Origin of the sequence: Streptomyces sp. NPDC052396 (assembly GCF_044593195.1) — a bacterium.
Classification (GTDB): domain Bacteria; phylum Actinomycetota; class Actinomycetes; order Streptomycetales; family Streptomycetaceae; genus Streptomyces.
The window spans coordinates 312,490-329,619 of the sequence record NZ_JBIUAW010000005.1; the positions used below are offsets into that span (position 1 = coordinate 312,490).

Annotated in this window: 18 protein-coding genes and 1 tRNA gene; 11 read left to right on the top strand and 8 right to left on the bottom strand. The window is 70.0% G+C overall.

What is annotated here, in order from left to right:
- Nucleotides 1–56 precede the first annotated feature (56 nt).
- Entirely contained in the window at nt 57–914 is an 858-nt protein-coding gene (locus tag ACIHFE_RS15345; RefSeq protein ID WP_400106584.1) for a rhomboid family intramembrane serine protease, read from the top strand.
- A 245-nt stretch (nt 915–1,159) separates the two neighbouring features.
- Here the strand turns inward: ACIHFE_RS15345 and crgA are convergent, their stop codons facing one another.
- Nucleotides 1,160–1,414, bottom strand: a complete 255-nt coding sequence (gene crgA / locus ACIHFE_RS15350) for a cell division protein CrgA (protein WP_400106586.1) — start codon at nt 1,412–1,414, stop codon at nt 1,160–1,162.
- A gap of 150 nt (nt 1,415–1,564) precedes the next feature.
- Here crgA and ACIHFE_RS15355 point away from each other — a divergent pair, with 150 nt between their 5' ends.
- The 6 genes from ACIHFE_RS15355 (at nt 1,565) to ACIHFE_RS15380 (ending at nt 5,638) form a co-directional block, all read left to right on the top strand.
- Complete coding sequence (locus tag ACIHFE_RS15355) at nt 1,565–2,329, top strand: DUF881 domain-containing protein (RefSeq protein WP_400106588.1); 765 nt, start codon at nt 1,565–1,567, stop codon at nt 2,327–2,329.
- A 15-nt stretch (nt 2,330–2,344) separates the two neighbouring features.
- Nucleotides 2,345–3,106 carry a class E sortase gene (locus ACIHFE_RS15360; protein WP_400106590.1) on the top strand — a complete coding sequence of 254 codons (762 nt, stop codon included), beginning with the start codon at nt 2,345–2,347 and terminating at the stop codon, nt 3,104–3,106.
- 91 nt (nt 3,107–3,197) lie between these two features.
- The gene (locus tag ACIHFE_RS15365) at nt 3,198–3,374 is read left to right on the top strand and encodes a hypothetical protein (RefSeq protein ID WP_400106592.1); all 177 of its coding nucleotides are present in this window, start codon (nt 3,198–3,200) and stop codon (nt 3,372–3,374) included.
- Nucleotides 3,371–4,015: an aminodeoxychorismate/anthranilate synthase component II gene (locus tag ACIHFE_RS15370; RefSeq protein ID WP_400106594.1), complete on the top strand. Its 645-nt coding sequence runs from the start codon at nt 3,371–3,373 to the stop codon at nt 4,013–4,015. The genes ACIHFE_RS15365 and ACIHFE_RS15370 overlap by 4 nt, the downstream gene beginning before the upstream one ends.
- On the top strand, nt 4,012–4,905 hold the full coding sequence (locus ACIHFE_RS15375) for a class E sortase (protein ID WP_400106596.1): 894 nt from the start codon (nt 4,012–4,014) through the stop codon (nt 4,903–4,905). The genes ACIHFE_RS15370 and ACIHFE_RS15375 overlap by 4 nt, the downstream gene beginning before the upstream one ends.
- Before the next feature lie 40 nt (nt 4,906–4,945).
- Nucleotides 4,946–5,638, top strand: a complete 693-nt coding sequence (locus ACIHFE_RS15380; protein ID WP_400106598.1) for a class E sortase — start codon at nt 4,946–4,948, stop codon at nt 5,636–5,638.
- Nucleotides 5,639–5,699: 61 nt separating this feature from the next.
- On the opposite strand, the gene pknB is transcribed toward ACIHFE_RS15380, so the two are convergent.
- The 6 genes from pknB to ACIHFE_RS15410 form a co-directional block, all read right to left on the bottom strand.
- Entirely contained in the window at nt 5,700–7,718 is a 2,019-nt protein-coding gene (pknB, locus tag ACIHFE_RS15385) for a Stk1 family PASTA domain-containing Ser/Thr kinase (RefSeq protein ID WP_400106600.1), read from the bottom strand.
- A 134-nt stretch (nt 7,719–7,852) separates the two neighbouring features.
- Nucleotides 7,853–9,313 carry a peptidoglycan D,D-transpeptidase FtsI family protein gene (locus ACIHFE_RS15390; RefSeq protein WP_400106602.1) on the bottom strand — a complete coding sequence of 487 codons (1,461 nt, stop codon included), beginning with the start codon at nt 9,311–9,313 and terminating at the stop codon, nt 7,853–7,855.
- The gene (locus tag ACIHFE_RS15395; protein WP_400106604.1) at nt 9,310–10,725 is read right to left on the bottom strand and encodes an FtsW/RodA/SpoVE family cell cycle protein; all 1,416 of its coding nucleotides are present in this window, start codon (nt 10,723–10,725) and stop codon (nt 9,310–9,312) included. Before ACIHFE_RS15395 ends, ACIHFE_RS15390 begins: the two co-directional genes overlap by 4 nt.
- Nucleotides 10,726–10,744: 19 nt before the next feature.
- On the bottom strand, nt 10,745–12,259 hold the full coding sequence (locus ACIHFE_RS15400) for a Stp1/IreP family PP2C-type Ser/Thr phosphatase (RefSeq protein ID WP_400106606.1): 1,515 nt from the start codon (nt 12,257–12,259) through the stop codon (nt 10,745–10,747).
- A 75-nt stretch (nt 12,260–12,334) separates the two neighbouring features.
- Complete coding sequence (locus ACIHFE_RS15405) at nt 12,335–12,862, bottom strand: FHA domain-containing protein (RefSeq protein WP_400106608.1); 528 nt, start codon at nt 12,860–12,862, stop codon at nt 12,335–12,337.
- A gap of 10 nt (nt 12,863–12,872) precedes the next feature.
- The gene (locus ACIHFE_RS15410) at nt 12,873–13,703 is read right to left on the bottom strand and encodes an FhaA domain-containing protein (RefSeq protein ID WP_400106610.1); all 831 of its coding nucleotides are present in this window, start codon (nt 13,701–13,703) and stop codon (nt 12,873–12,875) included.
- Nucleotides 13,704–14,028: 325 nt separating this feature from the next.
- Between ACIHFE_RS15410 and ACIHFE_RS15415 the strand changes: the two genes are divergently transcribed.
- Nucleotides 14,029–14,115, top strand: a tRNA-Leu gene (locus ACIHFE_RS15415).
- A 105-nt stretch (nt 14,116–14,220) separates the two neighbouring features.
- Here the strand turns inward: ACIHFE_RS15415 and ACIHFE_RS15420 are convergent.
- Entirely contained in the window at nt 14,221–14,664 is a 444-nt protein-coding gene (locus tag ACIHFE_RS15420) for a MarR family winged helix-turn-helix transcriptional regulator (RefSeq protein ID WP_400106612.1), read from the bottom strand.
- 76 nt (nt 14,665–14,740) lie between these two features.
- Between ACIHFE_RS15420 and ACIHFE_RS15425 the strand changes: the two genes are divergently transcribed.
- The 3 genes from ACIHFE_RS15425 to ACIHFE_RS15435 are packed head-to-tail and all read left to right on the top strand — an operon-like array spanning nt 14,741 to nt 16,969.
- Nucleotides 14,741–15,775 (top strand): hypothetical protein, encoded by a 1,035-nt coding sequence (locus ACIHFE_RS15425; RefSeq protein ID WP_400106614.1) that lies wholly within the window; start codon nt 14,741–14,743, stop codon nt 15,773–15,775.
- 35 nt (nt 15,776–15,810) lie between these two features.
- A complete protein-coding gene (locus ACIHFE_RS15430) occupies nt 15,811–16,611 on the top strand; it encodes a hypothetical protein (protein ID WP_400106616.1) in 801 nt (266 codons plus the stop codon).
- Nucleotides 16,612–16,621: 10 nt separating this feature from the next.
- Nucleotides 16,622–16,969, top strand: coding sequence for a rhodanese-like domain-containing protein (locus ACIHFE_RS15435; RefSeq protein ID WP_400106618.1), 348 nt, complete (start codon nt 16,622–16,624; stop codon nt 16,967–16,969).
- The last annotated feature ends 161 nt before the right edge of the window (nt 16,970–17,130 follow it).

The window sequence follows — 17,130 nt, forward strand, 5'->3', positions numbered from 1 at the left end:
ATTGACGGGCGGGGCCGTGTGTTCCGCCGGCCCCCGACCGGGGCGATGGGGAGAGCATGAACGACCAGGCCGTCTGCTGTTACCGGCATCCCGACCGGGCGGCGGGGGTGTGCTGTACCCGCTGTGACCGGCGGATCTGCCCCGACTGCATGGTCAGTGCCTCGGTCGGCTTCCAGTGCCCGGAGTGCGTGGCCGGTCCGTCCGGCACCGGCCACCGGCCGCACCCCGAGGAGCCGCGCACCGTCACCGGTGGCGCGCACCCCAGGGACCCCGCCCTGGTGACCAAGATCATTCTTGGTGTCAATGTCGCGGTGTGGATCGCGGTGCTGGCGGCCGGCGACGACCTGGTCACCAGGCTGGAGCTGTTCGGCCGGTTCCCGCTGCGCGACGACCTGTCGGCAGGCGTCGCCGAGGGCGAGTGGTACCGGCTGCTGACCAGTGTCTTCCTGCACCAGACGCCCACCCATATCGGCTTCAACATGCTCTCGCTGTGGTGGCTGGGCCCCCCGCTGGAGGCCGCCTTCGGCCGGGCCCGCTATCTGGCGCTGTATCTGCTGGCCGGGCTGGGCGGCAGTGCGCTGACCTACCTGGTCGCCCCGCCGGACAGCGCCTCGCTGGGCGCCTCCGGCGCGATCTTCGGGCTGCTGGGTGCCACCGCCGTGCTGACCAGGCGGCTGAAGTACGACATGCGCCCGGTGCTGGCCGTGCTGGTGCTCAACCTGATCTTCACCTTCACCTGGAGCAATATCGCCTGGCAGGCGCATATCGGCGGCCTGGTGGTGGGCACCGCGGTGGCCTACGGCATGGTGCACGCGCCCCGGGGCAGGCGGCTGCTGGTCCAGACGCTGACCTGTGGGGCGGCGCTGGCCGCGATCACGGCCCTGGTGGTCGTACGGACGTTCCAGCTCGGCTAGCGGTCACTCACACCGGTGGGCGCTCAGGTTGTCCACAGCGTCCCCCACTTGGTGGACAACCACTGGGGACATGCCCATGGGCAGCCCATCGGAGCCGTGTTTGCGCTGGAAGAAGCCGGTGTGACGGAGGGAACGCAGCGCTTGCGATCAGTCACACCGGCGTCAACCGGCTGGAAGTTATCCACAGATCTTCTGAGTTTTTCCCCACTGTGGACGAGGGTGTGGATAACTCGCCCCGCCGGGGGCTACTTCCACTGGGTGGAGACCACGAACCCGGCGGCGATAAAGCCGAAGCCCACCACGATGTTCCAGTTGTGCATGGCCGAGATGGGCATGTCGCCGCCCGTCACATAGAAGACCACGATCCAGGCCAGCCCGATCAGGAACATCGCCAGCATCACCGGCGCCACCCAGCCGCGCCCGGAGCTCAGCTTGATGTTCTGCTGCTTGACGGGCGGCGGGGTGAAGTCGTCCTTCTTGCGGATCCGTGACTTCGGCACGAGGAACTCTCCTGTCGATGCGCTGCGTGACCGCGCTGGGGATGTACAAGGGCTGTGTTGTCGGGCTGTGGTGTCCGGCGGAGCGCGCTGCCTTCCCCCGGGCGTCCGTTAGCGTAGTGCTTCCGCGGCGTCGGAGAGGACAAGGGTACGTTGAGCAATTCCGCCGACTCCACCAGCAGGCCCTCCCGGCGATTCCGGCCGGTCCGGCTGTTGACCGTGGCCGTGTTCGCGCTGGCGGGCCTGATCTTCTGGATGAGCTTCAACACCGCCAAGGGCACCAACATCCGTACCGATGCCTCGATGCTGCGGCTGTCCGACCTGATTCAGGAGCGCAGCCGGGCCAATGGCGAACTGGAGGGCGGCGCCGCCGGCCTGCGGTCCGAAGTGGACGCGCTGGCCAGGCGGGACACCGGCGGCAACACCGCGCAGAACAAGCGGCTGGCCGCGCTGGGTGCGGCGACCGGCACCCAGCCGCTGACCGGCCCCGGACTGACCGTCACCCTCACCGACGCCCCGCCCGGCGCCGGCCCGAAGATCCCCGGGGTGCCCCCGCCGCAGCCCAATGACCTGGTGATCCATCAGCAGGACCTGCAGGCCGTGGTGAACGCCCTGTGGCAGGGCGGCGCCCAGGGCATCCAGATCATGGACCAGCGGCTGATCGCCACCAGCGCGGTGCGCTGTGTGGGCAACACCCTGATCCTGCAGGGCCGGGTCTACTCCCCGCCGTACAAGGTGACCGCGGTCGGCGACCGGGGCGCGCTGCGCAAGGCGCTGGACGCCTCCCCGGCGATCCGCAACTACCTGCAGTATGTGACCGCCTATGGCCTCGGCTGGAAAGTCGACCAGCATGACTCGGTGACTCTTCCCGGCTACTCGGGCACAGTTGACCTCCCCTATGCCAAGCCCGTGGGGTAGCAACGGGAGGCGCGGATGCGGCTGTTGGTCCGTACGCTCAGTGAACTGTGCGTCACCGCCGGTCTGTTGACGGTCCTGCTGGTGGTCTACCTCCTCTACTGGACCGGGGTCCGGGCGGACGGGGCCATGGACGGCGAGCTGCACCGGCTGCGGCAGCAGTGGGCGGCCCCGGCCGGCCCGGCGGGCCGTTCCGCGTCCGGGGCCGGCGAACGGACCGGACCCGGGGCCGTGGCCGGAGCCGAAACGGGAACGCGAACGGGACCGGCCCCCGCCGCGCAGCCCCCCGGGGAGCCGCCGCCCGGCTACCGCCCGGGCGCCCCCTTCGCGGTGATGTACATCCCGCGGCTGGGCGCCCACTGGGCCAAGCCCGTCCTGGAGGGCACCGGCACCGGGCTGCTGAAGAAGGGGCTGGGCCACTACGCGGGCACCGCCCGGCTGGGCGCGGTGGGCAACTTCGCGGTGGCCGGGCACCGACGCACCTATGGCGACCCCTTCAAGGACCTGCCGCGGCTGCGGCCCGGCGACGCGGTGGTGCTCACCGACGGCAGCAACTGGTTCACCTACCGGGTGGACGCCCCGCCCTACCGGACGCTGCCCGATGACACCACGGTGCTCGATCCGGTGCCCGCCGAGGCGGGCCGGACCCGGCCGGGCCGCTACCTCACACTGACCACCTGCGATCCGGAGTGGGGCCACAGCCACCGGCTGATCGTCTGGGGACACCTGGACGCCATACGGCCGGTGTCCGACGGCAAGCCCAAGGCTTTGCCCGGCTGAGCCCCGTGGCACCGCCGCGCCCCTTAGGCTGGGACCGCAATTCACTCGGTCAGTTCGGTGAGTGGTCATTCGGCAAGCAAGTAGGGACAGTATGTACGCGTGGATCTGGCGTCATCTGCCGGGCAACGCATGGGTGAAGGCGCTGATCTCCCTGGTGCTGGGGCTGGGCGTGGTGTACCTGCTCTTCCAGTACGTCTTCCCCTGGGCGGAGCCGCTGCTGCCGTTCAATGATGTGACGGTCGACAACGGCATGGCGGTGACCCGATGAGTCCTGCACGCATTCTGGTCGTGGACAACTACGACAGCTTTGTCTTCAACCTGGTCCAGTACCTCTACCAGCTCGGGGCCGAGTGCGAGGTGCTGCGCAACGACGAGGTGGCCACCCGGCACGCCCAGGACGGGTTCGACGGCGTGCTGCTCTCCCCCGGCCCGGGCACGCCCGAACAGGCCGGTGTCTGTGTGGAGATGGTGCGGCACTGCGCGGACACCGGGGTGCCGGTGTTCGGCGTCTGCCTGGGCATGCAGTCGATGGCGGTGGCCTACGGCGGAGTGGTGGACCGGGCCCCGGAGCTGCTGCACGGCAAGACCTCGCGGGTGACGCACGAGGGCGCGGGCGTCTTCAAGGGCCTGCCCTCCCCGTTCACCGCCACCCGCTACCACTCGCTGGCGGTGGATCTGGACCGGCACTGGCCGGATGAGCTGGAGGTCACCGCCCGTACCGAGTCGGGCGTGGTGATGGGGCTGCGCCACCGCGATCTGCCGGTGGAGGGTGTGCAGTTCCACCCCGAGTCGGTGCTCACCGAGTACGGCCACCGGATGCTCGCCAACTGGCTGGTGGCCTGTGGCGACGAGGGCGCGGTGGAACGGTCCGCCGGGCTGGCCCCGGTGGTCGGCACGGCCGGGGCGTGACCACCGAGGACCTCCGGCCGTCCCAAGTGGCTTACGGGTCCGGTGCGTTGTATGTGACCGGCGCCGGAACGCCGTCGGCTCCGCGGGCGGTGTCCCAGCCGCTGCCGCCGGAGGACGACGCCACCATGCGGCTGCGCCGGATCGAGGTGCCGGCGCCCCGGCCGGCCGGCGGCCGCGCCCAGCGGCGCCGGGCCGCCCGGCGGGCGCGGCGGGACGGTCTGGGGGTGGTGCTCAGCCGGTTCACCGGCGAGGTGTTCATCACCGTGGGCGTGGTGATGCTGCTGTTTGTCGCCTACCAGCTGTGGTGGACCAATGTGATCGCCCACCGGCAGGCGCATGGCGCGGCCAGCAGCCTGCAGCACGCCTGGGACAGCGGCGGGGGCAGGGACCGGGACGCGGGCGCCTTCTCGCCCGGCCAGGGCTTCGCCATCATCTATATCCCCAAGCTGGATGTGAAGGCGCCCATCGCGGAGGGCACGGGCAAGCACCAGGTGCTGGACAAGGGCATGGTTGGGCACTACTCCAGTCCCTTCAAGTCCGCGATGCCCTGGGACAAGCAGGGCAACTTCGCGCTGGCCGGGCATCGCAACACCCATGGCGAGCCCTTCCGGTACGTCAACCGGCTGCAGCCCGGCGACAAGATCGTGGTGGAGACCAGGAGCGCCTTCTACACCTATGAGGTGACCAGCCGCCTGGACCAGACCTCGCCCGCCAATGTGGGCGTCATCCAGCCGGTTCCCCAGGGTTCGGGCTTCGGCGGGCCCGGCCGCTACCTCACCCTGACCACCTGCACCCCCGAGTTCACCAGTACGTACCGGCTGATCGTGTGGGGCAAGATGGTGGACGAGCGGCCGAGGAGCAAGGGCAAGCCGGATGCGCTCCTTGAGTGACCGCCAGGTCTCAGGACAGGGAAACGGGGTACGAGCAGCGGTGGCAGAGCGGCACGACCGTACGCGCGGGCGGATAGCCGCCACCGTCGGCGTCATCGGTGAACTCCTCATCACGGCAGGGGTGTTGACGGCCCTGTTCGTGGTCTACTCGCTGTGGTGGACCAATGTCCTGGCGGACCGTGAGGCCAAGCGGCAGGGCGATCAGGTGCGCAGGCACTGGGCGGCGGCCGGCGGGCCCGGCGCGCTGGACACCAAGGACGGCATCGGCTTCCTGCATGTGCCCGCCATGCACAACGGCGAGGTGCTGGTGAAGCAGGGCACCGGGACGAGTGTGCTCAACGAGGGCGTGGCCGGTTACTACCGCAAGCCGGTGAAGTCGGCGATGCCCTGGGACAAGCAGGGCAATGTCACCCTGGCCGCGCACCGGGACGGGCACGGTGCCAAGTTCCACAACATCCACAAGGTGGCGAACGGTGACGCGGTGGTCTTCGAGACCCGGGACACCTGGTACGTCTACAAGGTCTTCAAGGAGCTCAAGGAGACCTCGCGGTTCGATGTGTCGGTGCTCGACACGGTCCCCAAGGAGTCCGGGAAGACCGCGCCCGGCCGCTATCTGACGCTGACCACCTGTACGCCCATGTACACCTCGGACTACCGGTATGTGGTCTGGGCGGAGCTGGTGCGCACCGAGAAGGTGGACGCCAAGCGGACTCCGCCGAAGGAGCTGCGCTGAGCGGTAGCCGCACAAGGGGAAGCCCCCGGTGAGTTTTCACTCACCGGGGGCTTCCTCGTCGTCAGTCCTGTCCGCCTGTCCAGTTGCCCAGGGGGCCGCCCTGGTTGCCGTTGGCGCCGTTCTGGCCGGCGACACCACCGGGGAGGGGGACGCCCGTGGTCCACAGATTGACCGGCTTGCTCTTGTCGCCCTGGCTGTTGCCGGCCGGGTCCTGGGCGGTGACGAGGGCGTTGTCGTCCTGGGACCCGTTGATGGCGCCGACCTGGAACCCGGCGTCGGTGAGCGCCTTCTTGGCGTCCTTGAGCCTCTTCATGGTCACCATGGGCACCGCGGTCTGCTGCGGGCCCTTGGAGACGGTGAGGGTGACCGTGGAGCCGGGGGCGGCCTGGGTGTTGCCGTCCGGGCTCTGGGTGATCACATTGTTGGCCGGCTGGTCGGAGTCCTGGTCCTGCCGCTGGACCGAGAAGCCCAGGTCGGAGAGCTGCTTCTTGGCGGCGTCGAAGGGCTGGCCGACCACGGAGGGCACGGTCCGCTTCGCCTGGGCGATGGCCACGGTGAGCTTGATCTTGGCGCCCTTGTCGGCCTTCTCACCGTCCGAGGGGTCCTGGGACAGCACGGTGCCCGGGTCCTGCTCGGTGGACTCCTTGGTGGCCTTGGAGACCTCGAAGCCCTTGTCCTCCAGGATCGACTTGGCGTCGTCGTACTGCTTGCCCCGGACGTTGGGCACATCGATCTGGCCCGGTCCCTTGGACAGCACGACCTTCACCGTGCTGTTCCGCTTGACCTTGGTGCCGACCTTGGGGTCCTGGTCGCAGACCTTGCCCGGGTCCTGGTCGCAGTTCTTCTCGCCGCCCTTGACCACCTTGAGGTCGACGTTCTGGCCCAGCTTCTGGGCGGAGTCGAAGGTCTCACCGGTCAGCTGCGGGGTGGAGACATCACCTCCGGAGCCGCTGGTGCCGCTGAACAGCGACTTGCCGATAAAGATCGCGCCGACCAGCACCAGGACGCCGGCCAGCACCAGCAGCACGGTGGAGAGCTTGCTCTTGCGGCCGCCGCCGTGGCCGCCATGGCCGGCGGGTCCGTCGTCATAGCCGCCGTAGCCGCCGCCACCGTCGCGGACCGGCGGCAGCATGGAGGTCTGGCCGGCGCCCGCGTCGTGCGGGCGGAGCATGGTGGTGGGCTGGTCCTCGCCATAGCCGCCGTAGCCCACCGCGCCCATGGCCGCGGTGGCCGCCACCGGACGGCCGTCGAGGTACGCCTCGATGTCGGCGCGCATCTCGTCGGCCGACTGGTAGCGGTAGTCGGGGTCCTTGGTCAGCGCCTTGAGGACGATGGCGTCGATCTCCGGCGCGATCTCGGGGTCGAAGACGCTGGGCGGGTTGGGCTCTTCCCGTACGTGCTGGTAGGCGACCGCCACCGGGGAGTCGCCGATGAACGGCGGCCGGACGGTCAGCAGCTCGTAGAGCAGGCAGCCGGTGGAGTAGAGGTCGGAGCGCGCGTCGACCTGCTCGCCCTTGGCCTGCTCGGGGGAGAGGTACTGGGCGGTGCCGATCACGGCCGCGGTCTGGGTCATGGTCATGCCGGCGTCGCCCATGGCCCGGGCGATGCCGAAGTCCATCACCTTGACCTGGCCGGTGCGGGTGAGCATCACATTGGCGGGCTTGATGTCGCGGTGGACGATGCCGGCCCGGTGCGAGTACTCCAGCGCCTGGAGCACACCGTTGGTCATCTCCAGCGAGCGCTCGGGCAGCAGCTTGCGCCCGGAGTGCAGCAGCTCGCGGAGGGTGGACCCGTCCACGTACTCCATGACGATGTACGGGATCGAGACCCCGTCCACATAGTCCTCGCCGGTGTCGTAGACCGCGACGATGGACGGGTGGTTGAGGGAGGCGGCCGACTGGGCCTCACGGCGGAACCGGGCCTGGAAGGACGGGTCGCGGGCGAGGTCCGCCCGCAGCGTCTTCACGGCGACGGTGCGGCCGAGCCGGGTGTCGTGGGCGAGGTAGACCTCGGCCATGCCACCGCGGCCGAGCACCGAGCCCAGCTCATACCGGCCGCCGAGGCGACGCGGCTCTTCCATAGCTCCAGCCCTTCCGTTTTCCGACCGCACGGGGCGTGGGTCCGGCGGTGTGCTGTTCGCGCATACGGTACCCGGCGTACTCGGCACCGGGCCGTCACCCGATACGCGACCGTTACCACCGGCCGTGACCGGGGTCACTTCGAGGTGCTGAGCACCGCCTGCATGACGTTCTTGGCGATCGGGGCCGCCAGCTTGCCGCCGGCCACGTCGTCCCGGGCGGTGTCCTTGTCACCTTCGATGACCACGGCGACCGCCACCGGGGAGCCCTTGTCGGTCATCGCGTAGGAGACGAACCAGGCGTAGGGCTTGCCGCTGTTGTCCACACCGTTCTGGGCGGTGCCGGTCTTGCCACCGACTCGGACGTTGTCGATCTGGGCGGCCTGTCCGGTGCCGTCCTTGACCACCGTCTCCATGGCGCTCTGCAGCTGCTGGGCGTGCTCGGGGGTGAGCGGCTGGCTGAGTTCCTTGGGCTGGGTGGTGTCGATCACATTGAGGTTGGGGGCGCGCAGCTTGTCCACCATGTAGGGCTGCATCAGCTTGCCGTTGTTGGCGATGGCGGCGCCCACCATGGCCATCTGCAGCGGGGTGGCGCGGTTGGAGGCCTGGCCGATGCCGTCCATGGCGTTCTGCGGGCGGTTGTCCTTGGGGTAGACGCTCTCGGCGACGCCCACCGGGGTCATCAGATTGTTGTTGTTGAAGCCGAACTTCTGGGCCTCGGCGCGCATCTTGTCGTTGCCCAGGTCGCCACTGATCTTGCCGAAGACGCTGTTGCAGGAGACCCGCAGGGCCTCACGCATCGAGACGTCCTTGCACTGGATGGTGCCCTCGTTCTTCAGCGGGACGTTCTGGGTGTCCGGCAGGTAGTACGGCACCGGCGACTGGGTGTTCTGGTCGACGCTGCCGTAGAGCCCGTTCTCCAGCGCGGCGGAGGCGGTGACCAGCTTGAAGGTGGAGCCCGGCGGATAGGTCTGGCGCAGTGCCCGGTTGAGGATGGGCTGGTCCTTGTCCGCGTTGAGCTTCTTCCATGCCTCGGTGTCATTGGCACCGGCGATGGTGGAGGGGTCGTAGGAGGGCGTGGAGGCCAGCGCGAGGATCTTGCCGGTGCGCGGGTCTATGGCGGCGACGGCGCCCTTCTTGTCGCCCAGGCCCTTGAAGGCGGCCTCCTGGGCCTTGGCGTTGAGGGTGGTGATCACGTCACCGCCCTTCTTGCCCTTGCCGGTGATCATGTCGATGGTCCGGTTGAAGAACAGCCGGTCGTCGTCGCCGGTGAGGATCTTGTCCTCGACGCCCTCCAGGTACTTGCTGCCGTAGACCTGGGAGCTGTAGCCGGTCACCGGCGCCCACATGGCGCCGTCCTTGTAGCTGCGCTTGTACTTGTAAGTGATGCCGTTGACCTGGTCGGAGCCGGTGATGGCCTGACCGTCGACGATGATGTTGCCGCGGGGCTGGCTGTAGCGGGCGATGGTGACCCGCAGGTTGTGTTTGTTGTTCTTGAGTTCGTCGGCCTGGACGAACTGGAGCCAGTTGTCGCGGATCATCAGGGCGAGGACCAGGAGTCCACAGAAGATCGCGATCCGGCGCACGGGCTTGTTCACGGTCGGACCACCTGGGTCATCTCGGCGTCGGGGTTGACGGGGGTCGGGGCAGGGCGGCGGGCGGTGTCGCTGATCTTGATCAGGATGGCGATCAGCGCCCAGTTGGCGATCACCGATGAGCCGCCCTGGGCCAGGAACGGCATGGTCATGCCGGTCAGCGGGATCAGGCCCATGACGCCGCCGGCCACCACGAACACCTGGATGGCGAAGGCGCCGGAGAGGCCCACGGCGAGGAGCTTGCCGAAGGGGTCACGGGCGGCCAGGGCGGTGCGTACGCCGCGTTCCACGATAAGGCCGTAGAGCAGCAGCAGGGCCATCATCCCGGCCAGGCCCAGTTCCTCGCCCACGGTGGCCAGGATGAAGTCGGAGTTGGCGGCGAAGCCGATCAGGTCGGAGTTGCCCTGGCCCCAGCCGGAGCCGGAGACCCCGCCGGAGCCGAAGGTGATCAGCACCTTGACCATCTGCTCGCTGGCATCGGACTTGCCCCAGCCGGCGAAGGGGTCCAGCCAGGCGGCCACCCGGGCCTGGACATGGCTTTCGAAGGAGGCCACGCCCACCGCGCCGACCGCGGACATCAGCAGGCCGAAGGCGATCCAGCTGGTGCGCTCGGTGGCGACATAGAGCATCACCACGAACATGCCGAAGAACAGCAGCGAGGTGCCCAGGTCGGTCTCGAAGACCAGGATGAGGATGCTCATCGCCCAGACGGCCACGATGGGGCCGAGGTCGCGTCCACGGGGCAGGTACATGCCCATGAAGCGGCGGCTGGCCAGGGCCAGGGCGTCCCGCTTGACCATCAGATAGCCGGCGAAGAACACCGCCAGGATGATCTTGGCGAACTCGCCGGGCTGGATGGTGCCCAGGCCCGGGAGGTTGATCCAGATCCGGGCGCCGTTCACGGGCGGGAAGAACATCGGCGCGATCAGCAGCACCAGCGCCAGCGCCATCGAGATATAGGTGTAGCGCTGCAGGATCCGGTGGTCCTTGAGCAGCATCAGCACCGCGACGAACAGGGCGATGCCCAGCGCGGAGAACAGCAGCTGGTGGGTGGCCGCGGGGGCGAAGGTCTTCAGTGCCCGGAAGCGTTCCGACTGGTCCAGGCGCCAGATGATGACCAGGCCCAGGCCGTTGAGCAGGGTGGCCAGGGGCAGCAGCACCGGGTCGGCGTGGCGGGCGTAGCGGCGCACCGCCAGGTGGCCGACGCCGGCCAGCAGGCCCAGGCCGATGCCGTAGCCGAGCATGCCGGAGGGCATCTTGCCATCCAGGGCCAGTCCCACGTTCGCATAGGCGAAGCAGGGAATGACCACGGCGAAGGCCAGCAGGATCAGTTCGGTGTTGCGCCTGCTGGGCTGGCCCACCGTGCTGATGGTCGCGGTGGGGTTGGTGTGGGGCAAGGGGGAGATCGCTGCCATGCTCGCTGTCCCGGTGTCCCTACTGCGAGCCGACGCTGCACTGGTCGGCCAGCTTGCGCTCTTCGTCGCTCAGGGTGGGGGCGGGACTGGGTGCCGGGGTGGCGGCGGGCGGGGTGGCCTTGGCGGTGCGGGTACGGACGTCGCCGGAGATCTTGCTCTCGGCCTTGGCCGCGGCGGCCCGCTTCTGGTTGTCCCGGTTCTGCTTCTCGGCCTGGTCCAGCGCGGCCTTCTTCTTGCAGACGCCGGCGATGGTGCCCAGGTCCTTGACCTTCTGCAGGGCCTGCTCGCGGCTGCCCATGGCGATGGTGTCCTCGACCCGGCTGCGCTGGTCGACCGGCAGGTACTTGAGTTCGATCTCGGGGTGGTCCTCGGCGAGCTTGCTCAGGCTGACCCAGGCCAGGTTCTGGTCGATGCCCTGGTAGAGGGCGACATGGTTGCCGTCCTTGGCGCCCACGTAGTACTGGGTCTGGGTCCACTGGTAGCCGCCGTAGAGGCCGCCGCCGACCACGCCCAGGGCCAGGGCGATGATCAGGGAGCGCTTGAGCCACTTGCCACGGCGGGCGGGGCGCAGCGGTTCCTCGTCGAAGTCGTCCACAAAGGCGCCGAAGCCGCCTTCGGGAGCGCCGTCGACGGTGGGGCCGCTGCCGGGCGGGCCGAAGCCGCCGGCGGGTTCCTGGGGGGTGCGGCCCAGCTCGGAGGCGCGGCCGGCGGGGGTCTGCATGGCGCTCTCGCCGAGCGGGAACTGGTTCTCGGCGACCGCGCCGACGATCACCGGGGTGTCGCTGACCTGGTGGCCGAGGGTGTCGTCCCCGCCGAGGTCCAGGACGTCGGCGACGATCACGGTGACATTGTCGGGGCCGCCGCCGCGCAGGGCGAGCTGGATCAGTTCCTGCACGGTCTCGTGCGGGCCCTGGTACTGGGCGAGGGTCTCCTCCATGGTCTGGTGGCTGACCACGCCGGAGAGGCCGTCGGAGCAGATCAGGTAGCGGTCGCCGGCCCGTACCTCGCGGATGGAGAGATCGGGCTCCACATGGTCGCCGCTGCCCAGCGCGCGCATCAGCAGCGAGCGCTGCGGGTGGGTGGTGGCCTCTTCCTCGGTGATCCGGCCCTCGTCGACCAGGCGCTGCACCCAGGTGTGGTCCTGGGTGATCTGGGTGAGGACGCCGTCGCGCAGCAGGTAGGCGCGGGAGTCGCCGACGTGCACCAGGCCCAGGCGCTGGCCGGTCCACAGCAGGGCGGTGAGCGTGGTGCCCATGCCCTCCAGCTGGGGGTCCTCCTCGACCATCACCCGCAGCTGTTCGTTGGCGCGGTGGACCGCGGTGCCCAGCGAGGTGAGGATGTCGGAGCCCGGGATGTCGTCGTCCAGGGTCACCAGGGTGGAGATCACCTCCGAGCTGGCGACCTCGCCGGCGGCCTGGCCGCCCATGCCGTCGGCGATGGCGAGCAGCCGGGGGCCGGCGTAACCGGAGTCCTCGTTGCCCTCCCGGATCATGCCCTTGTGCGATCCGGCGGCGAAACGCAGTGTCAGACTCATGCGCACCTCGCCGGTCGGTTCCGGGTACAGGCCGTTGGCCACCTCGCTGCCCACCCTCCGGTCGTCATGGTCCTACTACTTCCGCAGCTCGATGACGGTCTTGCCGATGCGAATCGGCGCGCCGAGCGGGATAGGGGTCGGGGTGGTCAGCCGGGTCCGGTCGAGGTACGTGCCGTTGGTCGACCTGAGGTCTTCGACGATCCACTGGCCGTCGTTGTCCGGATAGATCCTGGCATGCCGGCTGGAGGCGTAGTCGTCGTCCAGCACGATGGTGGAGTCATGGGCGCGGCCCAGGGTGATGGTCTGCCCCTGCAGGGCCACGGTGGTACCGGCCAGGGTGCCCTCGGAGACCACCAGCTTGGTGGGCGCTCCGCGGCGGCCGCGCTCGGCCCGCCGGCCGCCGCTCTGCTGCTGGCGCTGCGGCGGCGGGGTGGCCTGGGCCTGCCGCTGGGTCTGCCGCTCCGCGCCGCCGCGTCGTGAGCCACGGGCGGTCACCCGGGTGCCGAAGAGGTCACTGCGGATGACCTGTACGGCCACGATCACGAACAGCCACAGTACGGCGAGGAAACCCAACCGCATGACCGTGAGGGTCAGCTCTGACATTGCCCCCGCTTCACCCTTCGGCTTGCCGGTAAACGATGGTGGTACTGCCCACGACGATGCGTGAGCCGTCGCGGAGCGTAGCGCGGGTGGTGTGCTGCCCGTCCACGACGATGCCGTTGGTGGACCCCAGGTCCTGGACCGTGGCGGGGGTGCCCACCCGGATTTCGCAGTGCCTGCGGGAGACACCGGGGTCGTCGATGCGCACGTCCGCCTCCGTGCTGCGGCCCAGCACCAGGGTGGACCGGGAGATCTGGTGGCGGGCGCCGTTGATCTCGATCCAGCGCCGGACCTGTCCGCTGGGGGCGGCCGGGCCCGCGGGGCGGGGCGTGGGGCGGCTCACACCGGGCGGCGGTGCGGAGGGCATGGGCGGTGCACCGGCGGGCGACGGGTAGCCGGCGCCCTGGGTGGCCGCGCTCGGACCCGAGCGGGGAGCGCCCGGATATCCGCCGTGCGCCTCCTGGGACTCACTGGCCGCCAGGGTGCGGCTGCGCACCCGGTACAGCCCGGTGTCCAGGTCGTCGGCCTTCTCCAGGTGGACCTTGATGGTGCCCATGAAGGTGTAGCGCTGCTGCTGGGCGTAGTCGCGGACCATGCCGGACAGCTCGTCGCCGAGCTGGCCGGAGTACGGGCTGAGCCGCTCGAAGTCCGGTCCGCTGAGCTCGACGATGAAGTCGTTGGGAACGACCGTCCGGTCGCGGTTCCAGATGGTGGCGTTGTTGTCGCACTCCCGCTGGAGTGCGCCCGCGATCTCGACCGGCTGCACCTCTGACTTGAACACCTTGGCAAAGGTGCCGTTCACGAGACCCTCGAGTCGCTGCTCGAAGCGCTTCAGTACTCCCACGGGGCACCTCCTTCCCTCGGTGACGCCTGTGATGCTCGGTGCCGTTCCTTGTACTGCTTACTGATCGTATCCACGCCTCGGGAAAACGGCTGGTTCCCCTTCGGCGCCATGAGTGACGAGTGTCGCCCTCGGGCCGTCGCGCGTGCCCGCACCACGGATCGTAGAGGCGCCCGGGAGCCAGTGTCCCGCAACCGTCCGCCTGCGCGGGCGGGCGGCCGCCGGGAACGGGTTTGTAAAGCACCCTCGGAGCCGTGCTAATGTTCTGCATGTCGGAAGGCGCGAGCGGCCCGGAAGGGAAGCGAAGGCCCGAAGGCAACACCCAGATGCGCGGGTGGCGGAATAGGCAGACGCGCTGGATTCAGGTTCCAGTGCCCGCAAGGGCGTGGGGGTTCAACTCCCCCCTCGCGCACCACCGAAGAGGTGTCTCCCCGGTGACGAAAGTCACCACGGGAGGCACCTCTTCTCGTTGTTCCCCTTCAGTGTTCCCCCTCGGCGCCCGCCCGCCGGCCCCGCCCGTCTAGGCCGAGGCGTTGTAGCGCAGCAGATAGGCGGCGAAGCGGGCCAGGTCGTCCTCGTTCCAGTCGGCCAGGCGCTGCTGGAAGGCGGTGCGGCGGCTGGTGGTGACCTGCTCCAGGGTGTGGATGCCGTGCTCTGTGAGATGGAGCACCTGGACCCGCTGGTCGTCGGGGTGGACCCGGCGCTCGACCAGGCCGAGCTGTTCCAGGCCGGCGACCTGGCGGCTGACCGTCGACTTGTCCAGCAGGTAGTGCGCGGCGAGGTCGGTGGCGCGGCATCCCTGCTGGTCCTGGAGGTGGGTGAGCAGGGTGTACGAGACCAGGGACAGTTCCGGGTGCATCCGGGCGGCGGTGGCGCGGGCGCGGCGGGCGAACTTGGTCAGCTCGCGCTGGATGGTCTCCAGCGAATCGGTTCGGTCCGGCACGGGGGATTCCTTTCGGCGCATGTAGTTGTACAGTACAACTTGACCGATGAGTTGTAGAAGCCAACTATCTCCCCGAATCAACCGAGAGGGGGCCGCCATGAGGCCCGCGCTGCGTCATGTCCTGACCCATCTGCTCACCCCCCTGCTGATGTGCCTCGGCATGGGGCTCGCCTACCTGGGCGCCTTCGCCGACCCTTCGCCGCACCACCTGCCGGTGGCGGTGGTCGGCTCCGGGCCCAGGGCCCAGGTGCTGGCCCAGTCCATCGAGGAGAAGGCCGGGCAGGGCCGGCTCGAGGTGCGTACCGTCGCCAGCCGCGCCGAGGCGGTGCACCAGCTCCAGCGGCAGCAGGTGTTCGGGGCGTATGTGCCGGACCGGCGGGCGCCCGAGCTGCTGACCGCCTCGGCGGGGTCGGACACCACGGCCTCGGTGGTGCAGAAGGTCTTCGCCCCGGTCGCCGCCCGCCAGCAGGCGCCGCTGAAGGTGACCGATGTGGTGCCGCCGGCCGGGCACGACCCCACCGGGCAGGGCATCTTCTTCCTGCTGGTGGCGCTGAGCATCGGCTCCTACGCCTCGGTCGCGGTGATCGGCGGCGCGGGCGCGGCCCTGCCGATGCGGATCCGGGCGCTGCTGGCGGCGGCCACCTCACTGGTGGTGAGCCTGATCGGGGTGATGCTGGCGAAGCCGGTGTTCCACCTGGTCGACCATGGTCTGTGGGGCGTGTGGGGCATGGCCTGGCTGTACTCGGCGGGCGTGCTGCTGATCGGCACCGGGCTGCACACCTTCCTCAAGCGGTGGACCACGCTGGGACTGATGGTGTTGTTCGTCATGCTCAACTTCACCAGCTCCGGCGGGGTCTTCCGGCCCGAGATGCAGAGCGGGTTCTTCGCCGCACTGCACTCCTTCTGGAATGGCGCGGGCTTTGTGGAGGGCGTGCGCAGCCTGGTCTACTTCGGCCACGCCGGCCTGTCCGGGCACCTGTGGACGCTGGGGCTGTGGCTGCTGGCCGGCCTGGTGGCCGTCGCCCTGGCCTGGGGCGTTGAGTCCCGGCGGACGGGCGTAACGGCTCCCGCCGCGGAGGCCGCGGAGTCCGAGGAGGCCGAGGAGGAGATGGCGGAGGCGGTCGGCGTCTGACCGCTCCCGCCGCCGGGAACTCGTACGCTGGGCGGGTGACCAACCCGGAGACGGAACCCCAGGAACCCGGCACCGAGCGGCTTGCTCAGGCGGTGCTCACGGCCGAACAGGCGCTGATCGAGTTCGAGATAGCGGTGGAGACCTTCCGGGTGGAGGTGGACAACTTCTCCCGGCTGCACCACCAGCGGCTGGGGCCGCTGTACGCCACGCTGGACCGGCTGGACGCCCGGATCGCCGAGGCGGTCGCGGCCCGTACCGGTGACCCTGAGGACCTGCGCAAGGCGCAGGAGGCGGCGGCGCTGGTGGAGCCCATGCCGGGCATCGAGCAGCTGTTCGGCGGCTGGCTGGAGGAGGACGGGTTCTCGCCCGAGGCCATGGCCATGCTCACCGGTCAGCCGGTGCAGCCGCCCAAGCGGGTGCGGCCCAGCGACGCCGCCCGCAAGGCCTACCGCGAGCTGGTCCGCAAGGCCCACCCGGACCTGGCCCGGGACGACGCCGAGCGGGAGCGGCGGGAGGCGTTCCTGGTGCGGGTCAACGCCGCCTATGCGGCCGGGAACGAGGCGGAGCTGGCCGAGCTGGCCGAGGAGTGGGCGGCGGGTCCGGTCCCCGCCCAGCGCCGGCCCGGCCGGGCCGAGGAGCTCTACGCCCGGCTGGAGTGGCTGGCCGAGCGCAAGGAGATGCTCTCCCGGCTGGTCGCGGAGCTGGAGGAGTCCGCGATCGGCTCGATGATCAGGATGGCGCCGGACGACCCGGACGCGCTGCTGGAGGAGATCGCCGCCGGGCTGCGCTCCCAGATCGCCGAGCGGGAGGCCCGGCTGGCCGGGCTGGTCGGGTAGCGTCGGCGTTATGAGTTTCGGAGCTGGAATCCCCACCGTCGAGGTCGCCGAGCTGGCGCCGGATGCCTTCCTGCTGGACGTCCGGGAGGACGACGAGTGGGAGGCCGGGCACGCCGAGGGTGCGCTGCACCTTCCGATGAGCGAGTTTGTGGCCCGCTTCGGCGAGCTGACCGAGGCGGCCCCGGACGGGGGCCGGATCCATGTCATCTGCCGCTCCGGCGGGCGGTCCGCCCAGGTGACCAACTATTTGGTGCAGCAGGGGCTGGACGCGGTCAATGTGGCCGGTGGGATGCAGGTGTGGGAGGCGGCGGGCCGGCCGGTCATCGGCGCCGGCGGCGCGCCGGGCGTGGTGATCTAACGGCTGGCACGGTGTGCCGAGTGTGTCGTGGGGTTGCCCCCCGGGGGGGGCCCCCCCCCCGGGGGGGGCCCCCCCCCCCCCCGGGCCCCCCGGGCCCGGGGGGCGGGACCCCCCCCGCGCGGCCCCCGGGGCCGGGGGCCGGCCGGCCCCCCCCCGCCCCC

Bases quoted from the DNA above. Each gene is read 5' to 3' on its own strand.
- ACIHFE_RS15345 (WP_400106584.1), top strand. From the start codon at position 57: ATGAACGACCAGGCCGTCTGCTGTTACCGGCATCCCGACCGGGCGGCG.
- ACIHFE_RS15360 (WP_400106590.1), top strand. From the start codon at position 2,345: ATGCGGCTGTTGGTCCGTACGCTCAGTGAACTGTGCGTCACCGCCGGT.
- ACIHFE_RS15365 (WP_400106592.1), top strand. From the start codon at position 3,198: ATGTACGCGTGGATCTGGCGTCATCTGCCGGGCAACGCATGGGTGAAG.
- ACIHFE_RS15370 (WP_400106594.1), top strand. From the start codon at position 3,371: ATGAGTCCTGCACGCATTCTGGTCGTGGACAACTACGACAGCTTTGTC.
- pknB (WP_400106600.1), bottom strand. From the start codon at position 7,718: ATGGAAGAGCCGCGTCGCCTCGGCGGCCGGTATGAGCTGGGCTCGGTG.
- ACIHFE_RS15395 (WP_400106604.1), bottom strand. From the start codon at position 10,725: ATGGCAGCGATCTCCCCCTTGCCCCACACCAACCCCACCGCGACCATC.
- ACIHFE_RS15400 (WP_400106606.1), bottom strand. From the start codon at position 12,259: ATGAGTCTGACACTGCGTTTCGCCGCCGGATCGCACAAGGGCATGATC.
- ACIHFE_RS15405 (WP_400106608.1), bottom strand. From the start codon at position 12,862: ATGTCAGAGCTGACCCTCACGGTCATGCGGTTGGGTTTCCTCGCCGTA.
- ACIHFE_RS15420 (WP_400106612.1), bottom strand. From the start codon at position 14,664: ATGCGCCGAAAGGAATCCCCCGTGCCGGACCGAACCGATTCGCTGGAG.
- ACIHFE_RS15425 (WP_400106614.1), top strand. From the start codon at position 14,741: ATGAGGCCCGCGCTGCGTCATGTCCTGACCCATCTGCTCACCCCCCTG.
- ACIHFE_RS15435 (WP_400106618.1), top strand. From the start codon at position 16,622: ATGAGTTTCGGAGCTGGAATCCCCACCGTCGAGGTCGCCGAGCTGGCG.